This is a genomic window from Bradyrhizobium sp. USDA 223 (assembly GCF_044909005.1).
GTDB lineage: Bacteria > Pseudomonadota > Alphaproteobacteria > Rhizobiales > Xanthobacteraceae > Bradyrhizobium > Bradyrhizobium yuanmingense.
The window spans coordinates 6,649,940-6,670,600 of record NZ_JBIYDR010000001.1 but is presented as its reverse complement, the minus strand read 5'-3'; the positions used below and the strand labels follow the sequence as shown (position 1 = coordinate 6,670,600).

20 protein-coding genes, 2 tRNA genes and 1 pseudogene are annotated in these 20,661 nt (G+C 65.6%); 5 read left to right on the top strand and 18 right to left on the bottom strand.

The features are described 5' to 3' along the window. Position 1: 1 nt before the first annotated feature. Positions 2-469 (bottom strand): DUF2269 domain-containing protein, encoded by a 468-nt coding sequence (locus tag ABIA40_RS31105; protein ID WP_271543136.1) that lies wholly within the window; start codon positions 467-469, stop codon positions 2-4. Continuing rightward, positions 466-1,365 carry a S9 family peptidase gene (locus ABIA40_RS31100; RefSeq protein ID WP_271543138.1) on the bottom strand — a complete coding sequence of 300 codons (900 nt, stop codon included), beginning with the start codon at positions 1,363-1,365 and terminating at the stop codon, positions 466-468. Before ABIA40_RS31100 ends, ABIA40_RS31105 begins: the two co-directional genes overlap by 4 nt. A 267-nt stretch (positions 1,366-1,632) precedes the next feature. On the opposite strand from ABIA40_RS31100, the gene ABIA40_RS31095 reads away from it, so the two are divergent. Together ABIA40_RS31095 and ppa are read left to right on the top strand one after the other, a co-directional pair. Beyond that, a complete protein-coding gene (locus ABIA40_RS31095; protein WP_024338772.1) occupies positions 1,633-2,142 on the top strand; it encodes a GNAT family N-acetyltransferase in 510 nt (169 codons plus the stop codon). Positions 2,143-2,321: 179 nt separating this feature from the next. Beyond that, on the top strand, positions 2,322-2,858 hold the full coding sequence (gene ppa, locus ABIA40_RS31090) for an inorganic diphosphatase (RefSeq protein WP_036002867.1): 537 nt from the start codon (positions 2,322-2,324) through the stop codon (positions 2,856-2,858). Between the two features lie 113 nt (positions 2,859-2,971). On the opposite strand, the gene folD is transcribed toward ppa, so the two are convergent. The 3 genes from folD to ABIA40_RS31075 are packed head-to-tail and all read right to left on the bottom strand — an operon-like array spanning position 2,972 to position 4,538. Then, entirely contained in the window at positions 2,972-3,856 is an 885-nt protein-coding gene (gene folD, locus ABIA40_RS31085) for a bifunctional methylenetetrahydrofolate dehydrogenase/methenyltetrahydrofolate cyclohydrolase FolD (RefSeq protein WP_404545049.1), read from the bottom strand. 10 nt (positions 3,857-3,866) lie between these two features. Next, the gene (locus ABIA40_RS31080) at positions 3,867-4,232 is read right to left on the bottom strand and encodes a DUF167 domain-containing protein (protein WP_051056859.1); all 366 of its coding nucleotides are present in this window, start codon (positions 4,230-4,232) and stop codon (positions 3,867-3,869) included. A 15-nt stretch (positions 4,233-4,247) separates the two neighbouring features. Then, entirely contained in the window at positions 4,248-4,538 is a 291-nt protein-coding gene (locus tag ABIA40_RS31075) for a YggT family protein (protein ID WP_036002872.1), read from the bottom strand. A gap of 204 nt (positions 4,539-4,742) precedes the next feature. Between ABIA40_RS31075 and ABIA40_RS31070 the strand changes: the two genes are divergently transcribed. Further along, a tRNA-Ala gene (locus ABIA40_RS31070) sits at positions 4,743-4,818 on the top strand. Positions 4,819-4,925: 107 nt separating this feature from the next. Here the strand turns inward: ABIA40_RS31070 and ABIA40_RS31065 are convergent. The 7 genes and pseudogenes from ABIA40_RS31065 to ABIA40_RS31035 all read right to left on the bottom strand — a co-directional run bounded on the left by ABIA40_RS31065 (position 4,926) and on the right by ABIA40_RS31035 (position 12,785). Continuing rightward, positions 4,926-5,737 (bottom strand): annotated as a pseudogene (locus ABIA40_RS31065) (enoyl-CoA hydratase). A gap of 98 nt (positions 5,738-5,835) precedes the next feature. Further along, complete coding sequence (locus ABIA40_RS31060; protein ID WP_271543149.1) at positions 5,836-6,630, bottom strand: glutamine amidotransferase; 795 nt, start codon at positions 6,628-6,630, stop codon at positions 5,836-5,838. A gap of 129 nt (positions 6,631-6,759) precedes the next feature. Beyond that, on the bottom strand, positions 6,760-7,539 hold the full coding sequence (locus ABIA40_RS31055) for an SDR family oxidoreductase (protein WP_271543151.1): 780 nt from the start codon (positions 7,537-7,539) through the stop codon (positions 6,760-6,762). Between the two features lie 187 nt (positions 7,540-7,726). Then, positions 7,727-8,248 (bottom strand): TerB family tellurite resistance protein, encoded by a 522-nt coding sequence (locus tag ABIA40_RS31050; protein ID WP_271543153.1) that lies wholly within the window; start codon positions 8,246-8,248, stop codon positions 7,727-7,729. 298 nt (positions 8,249-8,546) lie between these two features. Continuing rightward, entirely contained in the window at positions 8,547-9,956 is a 1,410-nt protein-coding gene (locus ABIA40_RS31045; protein ID WP_036038810.1) for an adenylate/guanylate cyclase domain-containing protein, read from the bottom strand. A gap of 50 nt (positions 9,957-10,006) precedes the next feature. Next, the gene (locus tag ABIA40_RS31040) at positions 10,007-11,377 is read right to left on the bottom strand and encodes a cytochrome P450 (RefSeq protein WP_404545046.1); all 1,371 of its coding nucleotides are present in this window, start codon (positions 11,375-11,377) and stop codon (positions 10,007-10,009) included. A gap of 34 nt (positions 11,378-11,411) precedes the next feature. Further along, positions 11,412-12,785: a hydrolase gene (locus ABIA40_RS31035; RefSeq protein ID WP_404545044.1), complete on the bottom strand. Its 1,374-nt coding sequence runs from the start codon at positions 12,783-12,785 to the stop codon at positions 11,412-11,414. 136 nt (positions 12,786-12,921) lie between these two features. Between ABIA40_RS31035 and ABIA40_RS31030 the strand changes: the two genes are divergently transcribed. Then, positions 12,922-14,610 carry an MFS transporter gene (locus ABIA40_RS31030; RefSeq protein WP_271543161.1) on the top strand — a complete coding sequence of 563 codons (1,689 nt, stop codon included), beginning with the start codon at positions 12,922-12,924 and terminating at the stop codon, positions 14,608-14,610. A gap of 113 nt (positions 14,611-14,723) precedes the next feature. Here the strand turns inward: ABIA40_RS31030 and ABIA40_RS31025 are convergent, their stop codons facing one another. Both ABIA40_RS31025 and ABIA40_RS31020 read right to left on the bottom strand, forming a co-directional pair. Then, positions 14,724-14,939, bottom strand: a complete 216-nt coding sequence (locus tag ABIA40_RS31025; protein WP_404545042.1) for a hypothetical protein — start codon at positions 14,937-14,939, stop codon at positions 14,724-14,726. A gap of 164 nt (positions 14,940-15,103) precedes the next feature. After that, a complete protein-coding gene (locus ABIA40_RS31020; RefSeq protein ID WP_036038816.1) occupies positions 15,104-15,397 on the bottom strand; it encodes a hypothetical protein in 294 nt (97 codons plus the stop codon). A 253-nt stretch (positions 15,398-15,650) separates the two neighbouring features. On the opposite strand from ABIA40_RS31020, the gene ABIA40_RS31015 reads away from it, so the two are divergent. Beyond that, positions 15,651-16,706, top strand: coding sequence for a polysaccharide deacetylase family protein (locus ABIA40_RS31015; protein ID WP_404545040.1), 1,056 nt, complete (start codon positions 15,651-15,653; stop codon positions 16,704-16,706). Between the two features lie 172 nt (positions 16,707-16,878). Here ABIA40_RS31015 and ABIA40_RS31010 read toward each other — a convergent pair whose 3' ends face one another. From ABIA40_RS31010 to ABIA40_RS30995, 4 genes are all read right to left on the bottom strand, one after another. Continuing rightward, the gene (locus ABIA40_RS31010; protein WP_157285113.1) at positions 16,879-17,268 is read right to left on the bottom strand and encodes a hypothetical protein; all 390 of its coding nucleotides are present in this window, start codon (positions 17,266-17,268) and stop codon (positions 16,879-16,881) included. A gap of 134 nt (positions 17,269-17,402) precedes the next feature. After that, a tRNA-Thr gene (locus tag ABIA40_RS31005) sits at positions 17,403-17,478 on the bottom strand. A gap of 99 nt (positions 17,479-17,577) precedes the next feature. Beyond that, the gene (locus ABIA40_RS31000) at positions 17,578-19,377 is read right to left on the bottom strand and encodes a heme biosynthesis HemY N-terminal domain-containing protein (RefSeq protein WP_404545037.1); all 1,800 of its coding nucleotides are present in this window, start codon (positions 19,375-19,377) and stop codon (positions 17,578-17,580) included. A gap of 36 nt (positions 19,378-19,413) precedes the next feature. Beyond that, positions 19,414-20,634, bottom strand: coding sequence for a COG4223 family protein (locus tag ABIA40_RS30995; protein WP_404545034.1), 1,221 nt, complete (start codon positions 20,632-20,634; stop codon positions 19,414-19,416). Positions 20,635-20,661 lie beyond the last annotated feature (27 nt).

The following is a 20,661-nucleotide window of genomic DNA, read 5'->3' as shown; positions in this document are numbered from 1 at the left end:
CTCAAAACGGTTTTGCGATCATCAGCCACAGGATCAGCACGGTTGCCCCAAAACCGGGGAAGCCGAACGCGAACCAGCGGCGGAACAGTACGAAATAGCGCTGTGGGAGCGCACTGCGCTGCGCAGCAGCCTTGCGCGCGAGGTCGCGCATTTCGATCTGCATGAACACGACTGGCACCCAGAACAAGCCGGCAATCGCGTAGAGCGCGAGTGAGGCCAGCAGCCAGCCCTCCGTGATCGAGGTCGCCGACAGCATCATCAGCACGCCGCCGCTGACCGGCTGGAGGATCACGGCCGACAGCGTGAAGATCGCATCCGCGATGACCACGACCGAAGCGGTGCGGGCGATGAACTCCGGCTGCTGCGTGCGATGCGCCATCAGCATGAAGAAGGCGATGCCGGTCCCGGTGCCGAGAATGACGATGGCGCCGAGGACGTGAACAAATTTGAACAGGAAATACAGCGTCATGGCTTCTTGGTCGCCACAGGCTTGGGCGGGTTCAGCGCCCGCGCGAGCTCGCCGCTGGCGGCTTTGACGCCGGCTTCGGTTTCGATCATCCAATGGCCTTCGCTGCCGACGGCCGGCAGCGGGCGAAACTCGGCCTTGCCGCTCGTGCCGCGAAACGCATCGACGAGCTTCTGCGAGAATGCTGGCGCGAAATAGCTGTCATTGGGCGCAACAAGCCAAGTGACGGGAATGCGCGCGGTCTTGCCGAATTCCGCTGCGGCGGCGAGCAGGGTGTGCGGCGCGCAGATTCGGTTCGGCTCATCATTGGCATGGCCGCCGCGTCCCGGTGCAAACACGGTGATGGCGGAGATCACCTTCGGATCGGCACCGGCGAGCGCCAGCGCACCCCATCCGCCGGCGGAATGTCCGATCACGATCGCGCCATCCTTGCGGATGAAGTCCTGCTTTTGCAGATGGACCAGCGCCAGCTTGATTGCGTCGGCCGTTGCGCGGCCCGAGCGCGCGTAGTCGGCCTCGTCGCAGCCGCCCTGATCCTCGAGGTAGCGGCCGCCGGTAGCACCATGGCCGGGCCGCTCCGGCACCAGCACCGCAAAGCCGCGCGCGACGAGATAGGCGGCGAGCGGGCGGTATTCCGGCTGCGGCATTTGCGCCCGACGCAGCGTGTTCTGCGTTGAGGCGTGTGCGATCACCGCGAGCCGGAACGGACCTGGGCCCGAGGGGCGAAACAGCAGGGCATGCGCAGCAAGATCGGTATCCGGCGTTGGCACGCGCCATGCCTGCCGACGAAACGGCTCGCCCTCTTCTCCGGTTGGACCGAACCCGACCTGCGCGCACAGAGGCGACGCAGTCAGCAAGGCCAGCAGAGGCAGGAGCGCGATGGTGTTGAGGAGCCGCATGAATTGCCGAGGGCGAACAAGAACAGCGACAGCCACACTAGTAGGAACGAATCAGCATGGGCGGACTTTCTGCGGTGCCCATCGCCGTTCCTTCGTTGCCGCAACAGGAGTTTTGCACCGAGGCACGGCCCGCCGGTGCCCTCAGCATTGGGCCCTGTCCTTTTTCGGCACAACATGGCCAAAATACTGATGCAGAAAGTCCACAGGTTAACCGATAATTAACGATAGGTCTTGCCGCCGGCGCGGCGACTTGGTTTGATCGCGTCCATGAGCACAACCCTGATCGAGGTCCGGCCGGCCAAAGCTGCAGATGCAACTGCGGTGGCGTCGACCCATGACGAAGCGTGGCGTTCGGCCTATCAGGGCATCATTCCCGGCGCCGAGCTGGAGAAGCTGATCAACCGCCGCGGTCCGCAATGGTGGGACAGCGCGATCCGCAAGGGCAGCCGTGTCAGCGTGCTGGTGTTCGGTGACAAGATCGCGGGCTATGCCAATTACGGCCGCAACCGAGCCCGCAGCCTGCATTTCGACGGCGAGATCTACGAGCTTTATCTGCGGCCCGAATTTCAGGGCCTCGGCTTCGGCCGCCGCCTGTTTGCCGCCGCCCGCCGCGACCTGATGCAGAGCGGCCTGAAGAGCATGGTGGTGTGGGCGCTCTCGGACAACGACCCCGCTACCGAGTTCTATCGCGCCCTGGGGGGCCGCATGGTGGCGCGCTCGTCGGAGCGTTTCGGACCGAAGGCGCTCGACAAGGTTGCCTTCGCTTGGACCAATTGAGCTGCTGAAACTCTAGCCGGGCAGCGTTCCCATCCGTCGATACCGCAGGCCGCTTGCGCCGGTGATCGCCGGATTCATTATTTCACAAAAACGCGATGGATCAGCGGGCCAAGCCCGCGTATGACAGCGCCAAAATCGCTGCCGGGCGCGATTTATCCTCGGCAACAACGGAGCCTTGAATGCGTATCGATGCGGTCTCGATTGGAAAGAACGTCCCCCACGACGTCAATGTCATCATCGAGGTCCCCGTGGGCGGCGAACCGATCAAGTACGAGATGGACAAGGAGGCAGGCACGCTGGTGGTCGACCGCTTCCTCTACACGCCGATGCGTTACCCCGGTAATTACGGCTTCATCCCGCACACGCTGTCGGATGACGGCGATCCCTGCGACGTGCTGATCATCAACACCCGCGCCATCATCCCCGGCGCCGTCATGAGCGTGCGTCCGGTCGGGGTGCTGTTCATGGAGGACGAAGCCGGCGGCGACGAGAAGATCCTGGCGGTGCCGTCGTCCAAGCTGACGCAGCGCTACGACAAGGTGAAGTCGTATTCCGATTTGCCTGACATCACGCTGCAGCAGATCCAGCACTTCTTCGAGCACTACAAGGATCTCGAAAAGGGCAAGTGGGTGAAGATCCTGCGCTGGGGCGGCCCGGAGGAAGCGCACCAGCTGATCCAAGAAGGCATCGAGCGCGAGAAGAAGAAGAAGGGCTGAGCTTCCGTGCCCCGGACGCAGCGCCCCATGAAACGATGCGCTGCTGAGCTGGGGCCCAGCACAGTGGCGCCATGGGTCCGGCTCGGCGTCGCGTCCGGGACAGGAGAGCTTTCTTACACCGCCGGCTTCGGCAGGCCGGCGATCGCGCAGGCCGCGCGGAGCGTGTTCACCAACAGGCACGCCACCGTCATCTGGCCGACACCGCCCGGCACCGGCGTGATCGCGCCGGCAACGGCAAGCGCTTCCTGATAGGCGACGTCGCCGACGAGACGCGTCTTGCCGTCCTCCTTCGAGATGCGATTGATGCCGACATCGATCACGGTCGCACCCGGCTTCAGCCAGTCGCCGCGCACCATCTCTGGCCGGCCCACCGCCGCATAGACAAGATCCGCTTTCTTCACGAGGCCAGGCAGGTCGCGCGAGCGCGAATGCGCGACCGCCACCGTGGCGTTCTCGTTCAGCAGCAATTGCACGAGCGGGCGGCCGACCAGGTTGGAGCGGCCGATGACGATGGCGTTCATGCCTTCGAGCGAGGCGTGCACGCTTTTGGTCAGGATGATGCAGCCGAGCGGCGTGCAGGGCGACAGCGCCTCGAAGCCGCCGGCGAGCCGGCCGGCATTGTTCGGATGCAGTCCGTCGACGTCCTTGGCGGGATCGATGGCATTGATGACCGCTTCGGTGTTCAACCCCTTCGGCAACGGCAATTGCACGAGAATGCCGTGCACGGCGGGATCGCGGTTGAGCTTTGCCACCAGCGCCAGCAGGTCTGCCTGCGAGACGTCGGCCGGCAGCTTGTGCTCGAACGAGGCCATGCCCGCGGCCTGGGTCTGGGTGTGTTTTGAGCGGACATAGACTTCGCTCGCGGGGTCGTTGCCGACCAGGACCACCGCAAGGCCCGGCACCAGATTGTGCTCGCGCTTGACGCGGGCGACCTCGCTGGCGACGCGGCCACGGAGTTCCGCCGCAATGACTTTTCCATCGATGATATCAGCGGTCATGTCCGTTCTCTCAATCTGTCGGTTTGGCCGATGTGAGCTGGCGCAGGGTTTCGCCGAGACGCGCCGGATCGCCGTCGACCGCGATCTGCTTCAGCCGCGACGTGGCTCCGGATAGCAGCTTTACATTGCTCTTGGGCACGCCGAGCGATTTCGCCAGCAGCGCCAGAACGGCCTTGTTGGCCTCGCCGCCATCGGCAATGGCGCGCACCCGCACCTTGAGCACGCTGCGGCCATCCGAAAGCTGCTCGATCCCGTCGATGTCGTCGCGGCCGCCGCGCGGAGTCACCCGCAGCGCGATGCTGATTCCTGCGGCCGAGTAGCGCCAAGGGTCCTTAGGGCAAGGCTCCTGACAACAAGGCTCCTTGTTGGCAACCAAGGCGCTCCCGCCCGCTTAGACCACGTTCGGATAGATGTAGTACAGGATCACCCGCTCGATGAACATGATGATCAGGATCAGGATGATCGGCGAGATGTCGAGACCGCCGAGGCTGGGCAGGAAATTGCGAATCGGCGCCAGCAGAGGCTCGGTGATCCGATAGAGGAACTCCGCCACCGCCGACACGAACTGGTTACGCGTGTTCACCACGTTGAAGGCGATCAGCCAGGACAGGATCGCGGAGGCGATCAGCAGCCAGACGTAGAGGTCGAGCACGATGATGACGATGTCGAGAACGGCACGCATGGCTTATGAGGCCTCTGGCTTTTGAAAACTCTGGCTCGGTCGGGATTGATGCCCCGTTTGCTAGATATCGGTTCCGTCAGGCCCAAACAAGGGAAGTCGGCACCCTGAGAGCTAAAACCGGGTTACGCCCGTCCTTGACTTGACCTTGGCGGGGACTTAAATGGCGCCCGGTTGTCGGCCGCGTTCACCAGAGCGGCCAGCAAAGGGGCCATAGCTCAGCTGGGAGAGCGCGTCGTTCGCAATGACGAGGTCGGCGGTTCGATCCCGCCTGGCTCCACCAGCCTTCGCTGGCTTCGCCAGCTTCGGCTCGGCAAGCCTTTTCGTAGCGAAGGCTGCCGCGGCGTAGCCCGAAGGGCGAAGCCGGGCTCTCTCGGAATCTCTCCTCCCCTACCTCCCCGTAAACCGCGGCGGCCGCTTCTCCATGAAGCTCGCCACGCCCTCCCGGAAATCACTCCCGTTCAGCGCCACCATCATCTCGCGGTTGGCCTCGATCGTCGCCTCGGCCAGCGTCTGGAACGGCACCTCGTAGAGCTGGCGCTTGATCACGGCCATCGCACTCGGCGAAACGAAATCGGCGAGATCGCGCGCATAGGCATAGGTCTCCTCGCGCAGCTTCTCCGGCGACCAGAGCCGGTTCACCAAGCCCATCCGCAGTGCCTCCTCGCTCGACACGCGCCGCGCCGAGAGCAACAGATCCAGCGCATTGGCGTGGCCGACGATGCGCGGCAGCATCCAGCTGATGCCGTGCTCGGCGATCAGGCCGCGCCGCGCGAAGGCCGTGGTGAACACGGTATTGTCGGCAGCAAAGCGCAGGTCGCAATAGAGTGCATGCACCAGTCCAATGCCAGCCGTCGCGCCGTTGAGCATGGCGATCACAGGCTTCTTGATCGAAGGATAATAGCCGTACCGCGTCTGCCAGTCCGGCCGGCGATTCATATCGAACGGCGGCAGGTTCGAGGCACGCCTGACGTCGTCGGGATCGAGGCCCTTCAGCGCATCCATGTCGGCGCCGGCGCAGAAGGCGCGGCCCGCGCCGGTGAGGACGATGACGCGGACATTGTCGTCGGTGCTCGATGCCTCCATAGCGTGGCGCACGTCGCGTCCATGACCGGCGTCCATGCATTCATGCGATCGGGGCGGTTGAGCGTGATGGTCGCGATCTTGTCGCTCACCTCATAGAGAATGTGTTCGTAGGCCATGACGCTCTCCCTTGTTTGCCGGCACGCGTTGGCACGCGCTCGTTAGAAGCGAGCCTAGCATACCCAGGGATGGGAGAAGGACTTGCGCGAAGCCGCGATCACTCGGCGGCTTGCGCCAGCATCGGCCGGCGCTCCAGCCAGCCGTCGAGGAAATGATCGAGCCAGGCGCGTTCGGCGACATCGTAGACGGCGCGATCCGCGAAATGATGATGCCGCTGCCGTGCACCGGGCGCGCTGAAGCCGTCGTAACCGCGCGTGGTCCAGCGGCACATCATCGCATAGGTCACATCGGGGTGGAACTGCACGCCGAAAGCATTGCCCGTGCGGAATGCCTGCACCGGGAAATCATCGCCTTCGGCGAGCAAGTCGGCGCCTTCAGGCAGCTCAAAGCCCTCGCGATGCCAGTGATAGACCTGCGCCGGCCAGTGCGGGCAGAGCGCGCGGCCCGCGAGGGTCGGCCTGATCGGGTAGTACCCGATCTGCGTCAGCGCCTGCGCATGCGGCGCGACACGAGCCCCGAGCTGCATCGCCAGCATCTGCGCCCCCAAGCAGATGCCGAGCAACGGGCGCTGCTCGCGGAGCGGAATTTCGATCCAGTCGATCTCGCGGCGAATGTAGTCGTCGGAATCATTGGCGCTCATCGGCCCGCCGAAGATCACGGCACCGGCGTGCTGATCGAGCGTCTCGGGCAGGGGATCGCCGAAGCGGGGACGGCGGATGTCGAGGCGATGGCCGAGTGCGCGCAGCGCATTGCCGACGCGCCCGGGTGTCGAACATTCCTGATGCAGGACGATCAGCACCGGCAGCCGGGTTTCAGCGGCGGCGACGCTCGCCGCCCTCTGTGGGAAGGCGACCACCTCTGCGCCACCAAACCTGTCCGTCCGGAACGACATGGCCTCTGCGAGTGCTATCGGTTCAGACCGCCAGCATAGCTAAGCGATGGTTAACATCGTGTGAGTTTGCGCACACACGCGCACGTCTGGAAGCAAGCTCCGGGCCACTACGGACGTGGGCGGCGGCGTTCAGCGCCGCTGCCGCTGGAACCGGCTAGTGGCGGCCAGGATGAAGCCGCGCGGGAAGAAGCGCAGCGCGAACGGCACAATCTTGTTGCCGAGGCCGGGCAGCACTGCCCGTTTGTTGGCCATCAGAGCGCGATACGCCTCCTGCGCAACCTCGGCAGCTGAGACGTTGAGAAAGGCCGTGTCATGTTGCGAGCCGACGCCGGCGCGGGCCTGGAATTCCGTGGGGACCGGGCCCGGACAAAGCACGGTGACGCGGACGCCGCGGGGCGCAAGCTCCGCCCGCAATGCTTCGGTAAAGGAGATCACATAGGCCTTGGACGCGTAGTAGACGGCCATGCCGGGGCCGGGCAGGAAGCCTGCGACCGAGCCGACATTGAGAAGACCGCCCTTGTTTCGGATGAGCTGATCGGCGAAGCGCAGCGACAGATCCGTCAGGGCCCGGACATTGACATCGACGATGCCGAGCTGCTCGGCGCGATCGCGCTCGATCGCATCGCCGAACACGCCGAAGCCGGCATTGTTGACGAGATGATCGAGCTCGACGCCTTCGGCGGCAAGTGCCGCGGCGATCCTCTCACCGGCATGCGGGTCCTCGAGATCGCAGGCGATCACGATCGGCTTCTTGCCACCCTTGGCGGCGATCTCGTTCGCGAGCGCTTCGAGCCGATCCACCCGTCTCGCCGTCAATGCGAGGCGATGTCCATTGGCGGCAAACACACGCGCCAGCTCCATCCCGATGCCCGCCGAGGCACCGGTGATCAACGTTACCCGCTCAGTCACGATCGAAGTCTCTTGAATTGAACTCTGTGGCCCCGGCAATACCAGAACGAGAGCATAAGCCGTGCGCGGCAGGCAAGCGGCGGCGGCAGCATGGCTGCTTGTGAGAGCGACAGGGGAAGCAGGAAAGCCCGGTATTTGCAGTCGAATCCGCAAAGCGGGGGACCGCCGGGCTTATATTAAAGTTTCGTCATGTGGCTCGCAGGCCAGGCAATCCGCCGGGGACAGGTCCGACGGCGCGATCCTTGACCTGGCCACCAGCACGCTCCGCAACAGCGTGCTTCAGCTCGATCCGGTCGCGCTGGGCAATGCCGAGCAGGTCGGACGCGCGCCAGACCACATTGTCCTCGAACTCGCTGACCTCTCCGTCGGCATAGACCAGTTCCCACATCATCTGCACGATTCGCTTGCGACCCGCTTCATCGAGCGAGCGCATGATGACGCTGGTGAAGTGATAGAGGTCGACGGCCTCGCCTTCGACCTGGGTCGCGTCGGCGATGAGACGGTCGGCGGTGCCGCGGTCGAGCCCGAAATGGTTTTCGATCAGGCTGTGCAGCTTGCGCTGCTCGGCCGCGCTGGGCTGGCCGTCCAGCGAGACCACATGGACCAGCAGCGCGGTCGCGGCCAGCCGGTAATCGCTGTCGCCAAATGCGCGGTCCTGGGCTTGGGGACCGACAATGTCGGCGATGAATTGGCGCAAGCCGTCGAGCATGGGTCCTACCGAGATTGATGACGCCGCAAGGAGCGCGGCCGTTACCAGCATTATATGAGCAGGAAACCCAACCGGCGCAACGTGCGTCAGTTCCGCGCGCGTATTACGTTTCGGCAATCTGGGCGCGCTTTCTGCCGTCATGGCCGGGCTTGACGATGGAGAGTGGGGCGCACGTCCGCTTCCACAACGTCATTGCGAGCGCAGCGAAGCAATCCAGAATCTTTCCGCGGAGGCGGCCCGGATTGCTTCGTCGCAAGGGCTCCTCGCAATGACGGAGCAAGCAGTCGCATCCCCCGCCTCACGGTATCTCGTACACCACCATCTTGTCGGCGATGCCACGGAGCGCGGCCTGCTTCTGGATCGGCTTGATCGCGCGCTGCTCGAGCACTTCGGCAACGGCGGGAGCGTCCAGCACCGGACCGGTGATGTGAATCTCCTGTGCGGTCGAGAGGCTCTGCACGCGCGCGGCGATGTTGACGGTCTGGCCGAAATAATCCTGCCGCTCGTTGAGCATGACCGCGAGGCAGGGGCCTTCGTGGATCCCGATCTTGAGAATGAGGTCGTTGGCGCCGCGCTGCTTGTTCAATTCGTCCATCGCCGCGCGCATCCGCAGTCCCGCGGTAATGGCGTGCTCGGGCCTGACGAAGGTCGCCATCACGGCATCGCCGATCGTTTTCACGACCGCACCCTTCTCGGCGGCGATGATCTCCAGCAGCGCGCGAAAATGCGCCCGCACGAGATCGAAGGCATTGAGATCGCCGACCCGCTCATACAGCGCCGTCGAACCCTTCAGGTCGGTGAACAGGAACGTCAGGGACGTGATCTTCAGTCGCTGGTCGACATTGAGGTTGTCGGCCTTGAAGACGTCGCGGAACGTCTGGTTGGACAGCATGCGCTTGGCGGTCAGGATCGGCTTGCGCTTGCCGATCATCTCGTGCAACGCGTGGTCGGCAATCCAGACCGAGGGCAATACGCGACTGTCCGATTGGTTCTCAAGCATGAGACGCAACGGTCCGGGGCGCATCACGGTGGTCCCCGTCGGCGCCTCCAGCTTGTTGAACATGATCGACAGCTGCTGACGCTCGCTGGTCGGCTCACCCTGAACGTCCAGGAAATGGGCGGAATGGGTGACCGGCTCGAACACGATGATGAACTGGCTCGGCAGATTGAGTGAGAGGATCGCCTTCTCGCCGGCGGGCAATTCGAGGGCTTCGAGCGTTACCTGGTTGATCAGGCGGGAAAAGGATTCGTCGTTGATGTCGACGCCTGAGCTCCAGAACATCTGCCGCACATACTCCCAGATCGGCAACGTGTCGGGATCATGAGCGCCGATGCGGCGGACCCGCGGGCTGACGGTGAAGGCCACTTCGACCATCTCGTCGACGGAGGCCTCGTATCCGGCGGCGCAGAGCGCGCAATTGTAGTCGTCGTGCTTCAACGACTTCAGCGTGGCGTGCGCGCCCAGCACGCCTCCGCAGCCGGGACACAGCACGTTCCAGCTCATGTCGAACAGGCCGAGCCGCGAGGCGTGCAGGAAGCCGGAAATGACCTTCTCCTGGTCGAGCCCGGTCCGGTCGGCAAAATCCAGCGCATTGATCCGGTTGAGATCGCGATCATGACCGTTGGCGATCAGCTGCGCGATGGCCTCCACCACAACGGGGTCGGCGGTCTGCTTCAGAACGGAGAACTGGGCCTGAATGTCGCTCATGGCGGAACTCTATGTAGGCTGGGTCACGCCAGCGGCCAGACGCGAGCCTGTCACCGACGCGTGATGCGGAACAGGGGTGAATGGTCCGGCTGGGTGGTGACGACGCCGAGCGGGATCACGGGGGTCGCGGGGTCGGCAAGCTCGATTCGGAATGCGCCGATCAGCCGCGCAAGCGCCAGCACGGATTCGGCCTGGGCAAACGGTGCGCCAATGCAGACGCGCGGACCTGCGCCGAACGGCAGATAGGCAAAACGGTCCGGCGCCTCCTTCGACATGAAGCGCTTTGGAATAAAAGCGTTCGGCTGATCCCACAGCTTCTCGTGCCGGTGCAAGAGCCAGGGCGCGATCATGATGATGTCGCCCTTGCTGATCTCGACACCGGCCGCATTGTCCTTATCGCGCGCGGCACGCGCGACCAGGAAGGCCGGCGGATAGAGCCGCATGGTTTCGTCGATCACCGCGCGGGTGAATTTCTGGCGATCGATGTCGGCCATGCTGTCGAGATGCTCGCCGCGGGTCTCGGACGCCACCTCCTCCTGCGTATCAGGATCGAGCGCGAGCAGGTAGAGTGCCCAGAACAGCGCCGTTGCCGTGGTCTCATGACCGGCGAGGATCATGGTCGCGACCTCGTCGACCAGCTGCTCGTCGGAGAAGCCCTGGCCCGTCTCGGGATCGCGTGCCTCGTCCATGAGATCGAACAAATCGCGCGGCGGCGCACCGTCCTTCTTGCCCGCCTTACGCCGCTCGGCGATCAGCATGGCCACGAACTCGGTCCAGCGCTTACGGAAACGGGCGCGGGCGAAATCCATCGGGCTCGGCCAGGACACCGGCAGCACCATGTCGAGGAAATAGGGACGTCCCAACCGCGCGGCATATTCCATGATGAAGTTGCGCAGGGTCGCGCCGTGCTGGTCCATGCCGAACGAGAACATCGTGCGCCCGGCGATCTCGAGCGTCATGCGTTGCATGATCGCGCGCAGGTCGACCGGCTCGCCGGTTTGCGCGTCCAGCTTGGCGATGGTCTCGTCGAGCACCGCCGTCATGTGCGGAACGAGGTTTGCGGTCGCGCGCGGCGTGAAGGCCGGCGCTAGCGTGCGGCGCTGAAACGTCCAGGAATGACCTTCCGCGATCAGAAGGCCGTCGCCGAGCACGGGGCGCAGCATGCGGATGCCGGCCGGCGTGCGCGTGTAGTTCTCGTAATTGCTGAGCAGCACGTGCCGGATCGCGTCCGGCTGGTTCAGGATGAAGCTGTTGCGGAAGATGAAGCGGCCCGGGATGACCTCTTCCTCATAGGCGCGTTGCCCCCAGGTCGCGATCATGTTCTGCCTGATGACCGCGAGCCGGGCGTAGAACGACATATTGTCGGGCGCCCGCGGGGGAGCCGGAGGGATGATGGGCCGACGCACGCTGGCGATATTCATGGCTCTCTCCCGCAAGTGGGACGCAGGTAAATAGCTAGTAAGTCAGCTCGGCGATGGCAATCCGGTTCTCGGACGCAGGCCAGGCGCGTGTCACAATCCGTTCTTCGCCGAATTGGGCCACGATGTTACGTCCAACCTCGCTGGCCGGAAGCCGCAGGGTTGCTGCCGCATCCGTGGGCACGCCCGGCTTGACGTCGGCCGGCTCCTTGCCATCGAGCAGCACCACATCGCGCGGCAGGCCGAAATAGCCGCGCGGGCGCGACATGATCACGACGGCGCCAGCGTCCTTGTCGGCAGGCCCGAGCGGCCGCGCGGGCCGCAGATGCACGACCTCTGACGAGCGCGGGAAGGGCGAGCGGTAAATGTGCGTCGTCGGCGCATCCGGCGAGGTCAGCACGAATTCGAGCGACCAGGCGGGATCGACCTGCGCTGGCCCCCAACGGCCATCGGCGCCGGTCTTCGAGCTGTACAGCGCACCACCTTTGCGCTCACCGGTATCAGGATCGACACGGAAGACATCGACGGTTGCACCCGCGACCGGACGATTGGTCGGCACGCCGCCGGGCGTGCCCGTGACGAGGCCGCTCAATCTCACGCTGGTCTCCGGCACGATCGCGATGCGCGCAGGTTCGCGCCCCGCGATGAACTTGTAAATCTCTCGGAACGCGCGCGGGTGGAACGCCACCTCGCGATGGTCGAGCGCGCCGAGCACCATATTGGTGGCGCCCTTCAGCTCCGGCCCTTGGGCGGTGACATTGGTCGGCGTGCCCGGCTTGCCGATGAAGCGGCCATCGGGTTGCGCGAATTTGTCCAGACCGTCGCTGCGCAGCGTGAGGAAAGCGACTCCCGGCGTCACCTCACTCTCGCCCTCGTTCAAGCTGCGCAGGAACCTGCCGCGGCCGTTGAACTCGTTGTTGGGCTGGTCGTCGGTCGCGAACACACCGTGATTGGGCGTACCGCACAGCACGGCATGACTGACATCCCCGGCGCCGCCGTTTCTGATGACATTGCGGATCGCGTAGCCGCCGCGCGAGCTGCCGACCAGAGCCACGCGAGGTGCGCCGGTGCGGCGCTTCAGCTCAGCAATCGCAGCAGCGAGCTCGCGGCGCTGGTCCTCGGTCGAGGAGCGGCCCGCCTGCTCGACCTTGTCGTCGTTGCGCGCCAGGGGATCGGTGAAATTGATCGCCATCATGCGATCCCGTGCAACGCCATTGGACTCCATCCGCCACAAGGTCGTCATCCAGAGCGCGCCGTAATCGCCATTGCCGTGGACGAACAGAATCGGCGGCAGCTCCGTGCCGGGCGCGGCGGCAGGCGGAGTCTGGGCCAGCGCGCCCGTCCGCAAGCTCGCAAGTGCGAAAGGCACGCTCGCAGCCCCTTGCAAGATCGTCCGTCGCGACAGCTTCATCAGTTCCTCCCGGCAAGCCTAGCTCTTTGCACTGCTTATACCGGCCTAAGCACTGGACAGCGAAGGACTTTCGCGGGCATCACTGAATTGGCCGGAATCACCACAACCACTTCTGCCATCCGACATGGAAGGGGATATGACCGAGCAGCCGAACCGCCCGAAAATGGCCGCCGACGGCATCACTGCGCCCCTGCGGTACACCGTGTTCCGGCGGATCTGGCTCGCCAGCCTGCTCTCCAATCTCGGCCTCCTGATCCAGGGCGTGGGTGCGGCCTGGGCGATGACGCAGATGGCGGCCTCGGCAGACAAGGTGGCCCTGGTGCAGACCGCGCTCATGCTGCCGATCATGCTGATCTCGATGCCGGCCGGCGCCATTGCCGACATGTATGACCGTCGCATCGTCAGCGTGATTTCGCTGTCGATCGCGCTGATCGGCGCGAGTGTGCTCACCGTGCTGGCCGGCTTCAACCTGATCACCCCGGAATTGCTGCTCGCCTTCTGCTTCATCGTCGGCAGCGGCAATGCGCTGTTCGGTCCGGCCTGGCAGTCCTCGGTCAGCGAACAAGTGCCGCCCGAGGCATTGGCGTCCGCGGTGGCGCTGAACGGCATCAGCTACAACATCGCGCGCAGCTTCGGCCCGGCGGTCGGCGGCGTCATCGTCGCTGCGCTCGGTGCGGTGGCGGCGTTCGCCTGCAACGCGATTCTCTATCTGCCGCTGCTGGTAGTGCTGCTGCTCTGGCGCCGCAACACCGAGGCGTCGCGCCTGCCGCGGGAGAAGCTCAACCGTGCCATGGTTTCGGGCGTGCGTTACATCACCAATTCGCCGCCGATCAAGATCGTGCTGTTGCGCACGCTGGTGATGGGCCTGATCGGCGGCGCCGTGATGGCGCTGATGCCGCTGGTCGCGCGCGACCTGCTGCATGGCGGCGCGCAGATGTATGGCATCATGCTCGGCGCCTTCGGCATGGGCGCCGTGATCGGCGCGCTCAACATTCACGAACTGCGCAAGCGCATGAGCGGCGAGGCCGCGATCCGCGCCTGCACCATCACGATGGCCTTCGCCATGGCCGCCCTCGCCCTGAGCACGGAGCCGGTGCTGACGGCGGCCGCGCTGGTGCTAGGCGGCGCAGTCTGGATGGCGGCGATCGCGCTATTCAATATCGGCGTGCAGCTCTCGGCCCCCCGCTGGGTCGCTGGTCGCTCGCTCGCAGCCTTCCAGGCCGCGATCGCCGGGGGCATCGCGATTGGCGCCTGGGGCTGGGGCCATCTCACCGACTATGCCGGCGTCGAGATCGCGCTGCTGACGGCAGCCGGCCTGATGCTGATCTCGCCGCTGCTCGGCATCTGGCTTACGATGCCGCGCGTCGGCGCCCGCAACGAGGATGCGGACATGCTGGCCGATCCCGAAGTGAAGCTGTCGCTGACCGGACGCAGCGGGCCCCTCGTGGTCGAGATCGAATATCGCGTCGCGCAAGAGAACGCGCGCGCGTTCCACAACGTGATGCAGGATGTGCAGCTCTCCCGCCAACGCAATGGCGCCTATGGCTGGTCGATCGCGCGCGACATCGCCGACCCCGAGCTGTGGACCGAGCGCTATCACTGCCCGACCTGGCTCGACTATTTGCGTCAGCGCAACCGGGCGACCCAGTCCGAACGCGCGCTGCATCAGCAGGCGATCGATTTCCACATCGGTCCCGAGCCGGTGCGGATCCGCCGCATGCTGGAGCGCCCATTCGGTTCGGTGCGCTGGAAGGACGATACGCCGGACCGCGCCAACAGCGAGGTGCTGCCGGTGGTCGCGACCGCGGCGGGAAGCAGTACGTAGGTCTTTCGTCATTCCGGGGCGCGCGAAGCGCGAGCCCGGAATCCATTTCTCTCAGGAGTTTGCCGCCCGATGGATTCCGGGCTCTCGCCTAACGGCGCGCCCCGGAATGACGATCACTGCCCATGATCCGTCAGCACCTTGTCGCAGCCCTTACTGAGGCGGGTGCGGTTCTGCTTCAGGCAGGCGAGCACGGCACCGTCGCCATTGTTCATTACGGGACGGCAGAAGCGCGTTACGTCGCGCGCGCAGGCATCATGGCCGGGCTGCTGTTGCGCGGAGGCGCTCGATGCGCACAGGAGCAAGTAAATAACGAAAAGCAGTCTGGTCATTGCGCAATTGCCTCTTACCCGGAAAGACGCGGGCGAAGCTAGTGCGACGATCCCGCACCTGCAACGGCTTTGTTGACTAGCTGCAGCGCGCCGCCGCCATCACCCCGGCTTCATGCCGGGGGACATGGCGAGGGGAGCTGCCGGCGCAACCGCCGGCGTCTTGATTACTGTGTGTCCTGAGCGTCAGCGACCTTGCGCGAAGCGCCCTTGGCGAGGGTCTTGTCCATCACCGCGCGGCAGCCGGCGCTGAGGTCCGAGCGATGCTTGATCATGCACGCGGTGATCTTCGGGATATTGGGGATCTCGGCCGAGCAGAGACGGAAGGCATCGCCCGTGCACATCTGCTGCGCCTCGGCCGAGAAGGCGAAGCTCGCGCCCGTCGAAGCGATCGAGACGATGGCGGCAAAACCCAGGGCCAGGCTGGTGTCGCGGATCTTGCCGGTAAACGACTTGGTCATTTGAAGCTCCCATTGGCGCCGCCACAGCGGGGCCCGTTGTCGATGGGAGCTACGATGCTCCGGCAAAACCGTTTCCACTGTGATGACGCTCACGGGAGACCCGTCCTCTGTGATCTCAGTCACTCAGACGCAGCCCACTGAAATTCCTTCGCAACCGCTGTCGTGTTGGTGTCACGTTAACTCTTACTTCGCATTAATGGCTCGTCGCGCGGGAAATTCCGCCGGTTTGGTTGCGTAATTGGAAAGAGTAGCGATGCGTAATGCGTTGGGCCTGATGCTGGCCAGTGTAGTTGCGGCGGTCGTGATCGCCGCCGGCGGTTGGTTTTATTATTCCGCGCGCGCCGACCAGGGCGCTCCCAAGACAGTTGCCGCCCGTGCCGCCGACCCATTGCCGGCACAGGCGAAGCTCGCCGCCAAGGACGACGTCGAGACCACCGCGGCCGTCGCGGCCAAGCCGGCCGCTGCAGCTCCAGCACCTGCCCCCGTGCCGGTCATGCCGATGCAGCCGAAGCAGGCCTGCGCCAATCCGAACGCGCTGGGCGTGTCCCGCGTCGTCGAGATCGACACGACGGGCGGCCCCGGCTTCGGCTTCGAGCATTTCAAGCAGTTCGACTTCCTGACCGAGAAGGAGGTCGTGCTGACCTTCGACGACGGTCCGTGGCCGGTCAACACGCCTACGGTGCTGAAGGCGCTCGCGGACGAATGCACCAAGGGCCTATTCTTCTCGGTCGGCAAGCACGCGACCTACCATCCGGAGATCCTGAAGCAGGTGCTGGCCCAGGGCCACACGGTGGGCACGCACACCTGGTCGCATGTCAATCTGAACAGCAAGAAGTTGACCGAGCAGCAGGTCAAGGACGAGGTCGAGAAGGGCTTCAGCGCGGTGAAATTCGCGCTCGGCACCAATCCGGCGCCGTTCTTCCGCTTTCCGCAGCTTCAGCATAATCCGGCGATGGTGAGCTATTTCGGCACCCGCAACGTCGCGATGTTCTCGACCGAAATCGACTCCTTCGACTTCAGGAAGGGCGCGACGCCGGAGAAGATCGTCGAGACCGTGATGACGAGGCTGGACAAGCTCGGCAAAGGCATCATCCTGATGCACGACTTCCAGAAGAACACGGGCCTCGCCCTGCCGACGCTGCTCGCGCGGCTGAAGGCCGGCGGTTACAAGGTCGTGCAGATGAAGGCCAAGACGAGCCTCCAGACGCTGCCGGAATATGACGAGGCGCTGATGAAGGACATGAAGGTGCCGACCGCAGGCACCAACACGCGCCCGATCGCGAGCGTGGTGCAAACAATTTCGCAGTAACCGCGCTAAATCCAAACTTTTGCGTCATGGCCGGGCTTGTCCCGGCCATCCACGTTTCTGAGTCAGGCGCGAAGACGTGGATGCCCGGGCCTTCGCCGCGCCGAAGCGGCTTCGGCCGCGCAGGCGGGTCAAGCCCGGGCATGACGGCGAGATCGGGGTACTGGTCTGCGGCCTACCAATAGATGCCGTGGCGATGCAGTTCGCTGATGATGCGGCGCTCGGTCCAGCTGCGCTTGGGCTTCGGCTTGTCTGACCTTGCTGCGCTCTTAGATGCGGGCTTGGCCGTCATGACCGGCGCGGCCGTCGTAGGTGCGGTCGCCGTCGGAGCGCTCACCGCAGCCGGCGCGGAGAGCGACACCGCCGGCGGACGATCGGAATATTTCGGAGCCTCGGTGGCCGGCGCGGCTTCGCTCACGTGCGTGGTCACGGTGCTCGCCGATGTCGCAGTTTGCGGAGTGGAGGTCTGTTCGTCTGCCGCGGCGAGCGACAGGCCGCGGGAGCCGCCTGCCTGGGCGGAGGCAGAAGCCAGGAGCATGGCGGCAATCAGAATGATCTTGCGCATGTGAGGTCTCCCCGTGTTGGCGTGACGGACGGTAGGGGAGCCATGGCTGCGATTATGTGATCGCGATCACGCAGCTGAGCGAGCCTGATGCCTGGTCGATCGGAGGCGCTTGGGGATCGGATGAACCGGGGCGCTGGTGCCGCAAGAGGGATTCGAACCCCCGACCCCGTCATTACGAATGACGTGCTCTACCGACTGAGCTATTGCGGCGAACCTGCCGGGACCAAAGCAATGCCGGCCCCGATACGCGCGCCCCTGATATCGGGCATGGCCCGAATTGGCAAGGACAAGCGGGAGGCGAAATACCGCTCACGCGCCCCAGCGGGACCAGAATCCGCGCCAGCCGCCCGCCTGGGCTTTGGGCGTGCCGATTTGTTCCGTAAATTCGTCGCTTGGGCCGTCGTCGTCGATCCCGGGATCGTCCGGTGCGCGGACGATCGGGATGACGGTCTGGGTCGGCGCCGAGGTGGGCTTACTGAGGTCGGCGCGGGTCCGGAAGACCGGCGTCGGCGCCGGCGGCGATGATTCGGCGGGCGCCGGAGCCGGATTCGCCGGCTCGGCGGGCGTGACGACCGGCTCGTCGACCTTCGCAGTTTGCTCCCCAGTCTCCTTGGCCACTTCCTTGGTAGCCTCCTTCGCGGCGTCCTTGGCCTGAGGGGGTGAATTGTCCTGCGCGGCCGGTGCCGGCAGCGGGGCCACCTCCGGCGGTTCCACCGCGGCTTCGCTGGGAGCGGCGGTCACCCGCTTCGGCGGCGGAGCGGCCAGCATGGCTTCCTCGAAGGCCGAGGATTCGAGCGTGGGGCCCTTGTCCGAGGGCAGGCTCGCGACCGGCGCCTGCCACTGGAACGCATCGAGGCGGCCGGTGACCGGGGAGACCGGACGCCAGCGGTCGCTGACATAGCCGTCCGCGGTCCAGGCGGGATCGAGCCGGGCGCGCACCGCGCGCAAGGTCCAGGCGCGGGCGCGGCCGCCGTCACCATGCTCGGTGCGCTCGATCTCAGCCATCAGCAGCGCGACGCGCTGGGTCGGATCCTTGAGATAAGGCGCGAGCACCTCGCGTGCGCGGGCGAACTCCGAGGCCTCGATCGCAGCACGCGCGATCGCGAGCTGCCCTTCGACATAACCGGGCTTGTCGGCGGGGGTCTTCGCGGCGAGAGTTTCCACCCGCTGCAAGCGGTGCCATGCGGAATCGCCGAGCTTCACATGCGCATAGGCATCCGCGAGATCGGGATGCGGATTGGCGAGCCAGGCGGCTTCGACCATCTTCATGGCGCGGCGCACCTGATGCGCCTCGCTCTCGAATTTTGCCGCGAGCACGGCCGCCGGCACCAGGGTCGGCGCGAGCTTGACCGCCTCCATCACGCTCTCGCGCGCGACGTCGCGGTCCATCGTTTCCAGCTCCAGCGCACGCGCGGCGAGCAGCACGCCGCGCTGCCGGCGATAGGTCGGCTTGTCGATCAGGCCCGCGGACAGATTCGAATCGAGGATCGCGAGCGCGCCGCTCCAGTCGCCGCGCGCGCAGCGGAAGCCGAGCACCGCGTGCGAGGCCCAGGTCGCGGACGGCGACAGCTTGATCGCTTCCTCCGCGATCATCACGGCGCCGACCGCATCATCGGCGCGCTGCGCCTCGATGAAGAGACCGCGCAGGCCGAGCAGCCGCATATCCTCGCGTTCGGCCATGGCGCGGAAGACGCGCTGCGCCTCGTCGCGATTGCCTTCGAGCTGCGCCGACTGCGCGTGCAGCAGCAGCGCGAGCGGATCGTTCGGTGCATGCCGCCGCGCCGCCTCGGCGTGCCGGCGCGCGAGCGCGGAATCGCCGTGGCCGATCGCGAGCAGGCCATGGGTGATGGCATGACGGCCGCGGGCATGGCGCTTGTCATGACGGCGTCGGCGCAAGCGCCCTGGCATGCGCCAGATCATCGTCAGGATGCTCCAGACCAGCACGACGGAAGCGGCGAAGAGGCCGAGCAAGAACACGAACCTCGGCAGCGTCGTCGAGATGCGGAAGCTGCCCGCGGTCAGGACGAGATCGCCGGGCTGGTCGGCGACCCAGGCCGCGCCGGCCGCCGCCAGTGCGATCAAGACGAGAAAGAGGACGATGCGAAGCATGGTCGATCCCTATACGCGCCGATTGTTGCGCGAATCTTATTGAGTAGATTTGGCGAGATCCGCCATGGCATCGTCGGCGAATTTGCGGGACGCGGCGAGCGCGGCGTCGCGGGCGTCGGCTTTGTCGAGCCAGGCCTGCGCCGGGGCGCGATCAGCCTCGGGCAGCGTCTTCAGCTCGCGCCGCGCTTCGGCGAAATCGCTGCGGAGCGCCGCCGCCGTGACGCGCGTCACGATAGCGCCGCGATCGTTGCCGACGCCATCGGTGCGCTCGATCCGCACGAGCTTCGACGCGCCCGCCTGGAGCCGCTCGACAATGCCGGCCTCGCTCGACGGAGCTTCAGCCGGCGGCGACAGCTTCGGCACGATATTGAGGAGCTCGCGGCTCAGCGCCGCCGATGTCGGGATGCCGGACGATGCAAACGCCTCGAGCGGCTTCAGCATATCGGGCTTGGTCGCCAGCGACCGCGCCGCCGCCAATTGCGATTGATAGGGATCGCCGTGGCGAACGGCAACGTCGAGCAGGGACGCCGCCACCACGTAGCGGAGCGGCTTGTCGTCCATCGTCTTGGCCTCGGCGATCTTCTCGCCCTGCTGCGCGAGCTCGGCCCGCTCGGTCTTGCTCGCGCGCTCGAGCTGAGCGATGCGGTCGGTGAGCGCGGCAAGATCGGGCGCGGCACTCGGGGCTGCGGATTTCGCATCGTTCAGCGCGCTCGCCGTCTTGTCGAACTGTGCGCGCAAATTGGCGATGTCGCCGCGCAGTGCGCTCGCCGCTTTCTCCAACGCGTCGATCCGCGCGACTTGGGCCGGATCAGCCGCGGGCCTCGCCGCTCTGGCTTCGACCGCGGCAACGCGTCCGCTCAGCGCATCGACGGTCGCACTGGTGACCTGCGGCGCGGCCGGCGGGGCCTGCACCGCGGGCCAGCCCAGCATCCAGCCGACTGCGATCACGACCGCAGCCGCGGCAACGCCGGAGAACGGCGCAATGATCCAGGGGGAAATCGGCGCCGATACAGGCGCCGCCGCGGAGGCCTGCTGCTCTGCCGATTCGGACTGAGGCTCGGCCTTGACCTGTTCCGAGCCGGGCTCTTCCACCCTGGCCGGCTCCTGCGCGACGTGCTCGGATGCCTCGGGCTCGCCCGCGACCTGCTGCGGCTGGGTCGAGACTTCCGTCGCCTCGAGGTCGATGGTGGGCGGGGTGCGCTTGGCACGACCCGGATCGGGCGCCAATCCAGCGTCTTCAGGCTTGTCGTCGGCCATCGTGACGGTTCCTCACACTTCCATACC

Coding starts and splice junctions, on each gene's coding strand:
- ABIA40_RS31105 (WP_271543136.1), bottom strand. CDS start 469: ATGACGCTGTATTTCCTGTTCAAATTTGTTCACGTCCTCGGCGCCATC.
- ABIA40_RS31100 (WP_271543138.1), bottom strand. CDS start 1,365: ATGCGGCTCCTCAACACCATCGCGCTCCTGCCTCTGCTGGCCTTGCTG.
- ABIA40_RS31095 (WP_024338772.1), top strand. CDS start 1,633: ATGAGCACAACCCTGATCGAGGTCCGGCCGGCCAAAGCTGCAGATGCA.
- ppa (WP_036002867.1), top strand. CDS start 2,322: ATGCGTATCGATGCGGTCTCGATTGGAAAGAACGTCCCCCACGACGTC.
- folD (WP_404545049.1), bottom strand. CDS start 3,856: ATGACCGCTGATATCATCGATGGAAAAGTCATTGCGGCGGAACTCCGT.
- ABIA40_RS31075 (WP_036002872.1), bottom strand. CDS start 4,538: ATGCGTGCCGTTCTCGACATCGTCATCATCGTGCTCGACCTCTACGTC.
- ABIA40_RS31060 (WP_271543149.1), bottom strand. CDS start 6,630: ATGTCGTTCCGGACGGACAGGTTTGGTGGCGCAGAGGTGGTCGCCTTC.
- ABIA40_RS31050 (WP_271543153.1), bottom strand. CDS start 8,248: ATGCTCGACGGCTTGCGCCAATTCATCGCCGACATTGTCGGTCCCCAA.
- ABIA40_RS31045 (WP_036038810.1), bottom strand. CDS start 9,956: ATGAGCGACATTCAGGCCCAGTTCTCCGTTCTGAAGCAGACCGCCGAC.
- ABIA40_RS31040 (WP_404545046.1), bottom strand. CDS start 11,377: ATGAATATCGCCAGCGTGCGTCGGCCCATCATCCCTCCGGCTCCCCCG.
- ABIA40_RS31035 (WP_404545044.1), bottom strand. CDS start 12,785: ATGAAGCTGTCGCGACGGACGATCTTGCAAGGGGCTGCGAGCGTGCCT.
- ABIA40_RS31030 (WP_271543161.1), top strand. CDS start 12,922: ATGACCGAGCAGCCGAACCGCCCGAAAATGGCCGCCGACGGCATCACT.
- ABIA40_RS31025 (WP_404545042.1), bottom strand. CDS start 14,939: ATGACCAGACTGCTTTTCGTTATTTACTTGCTCCTGTGCGCATCGAGC.
- ABIA40_RS31020 (WP_036038816.1), bottom strand. CDS start 15,397: ATGACCAAGTCGTTTACCGGCAAGATCCGCGACACCAGCCTGGCCCTG.
- ABIA40_RS31015 (WP_404545040.1), top strand. CDS start 15,651: ATGCGTAATGCGTTGGGCCTGATGCTGGCCAGTGTAGTTGCGGCGGTC.
- ABIA40_RS31010 (WP_157285113.1), bottom strand. CDS start 17,268: ATGCGCAAGATCATTCTGATTGCCGCCATGCTCCTGGCTTCTGCCTCC.
- ABIA40_RS31000 (WP_404545037.1), bottom strand. CDS start 19,377: ATGCTTCGCATCGTCCTCTTTCTCGTCTTGATCGCACTGGCGGCGGCC.
- ABIA40_RS30995 (WP_404545034.1), bottom strand. CDS start 20,634: ATGGCCGACGACAAGCCTGAAGACGCTGGATTGGCGCCCGATCCGGGT.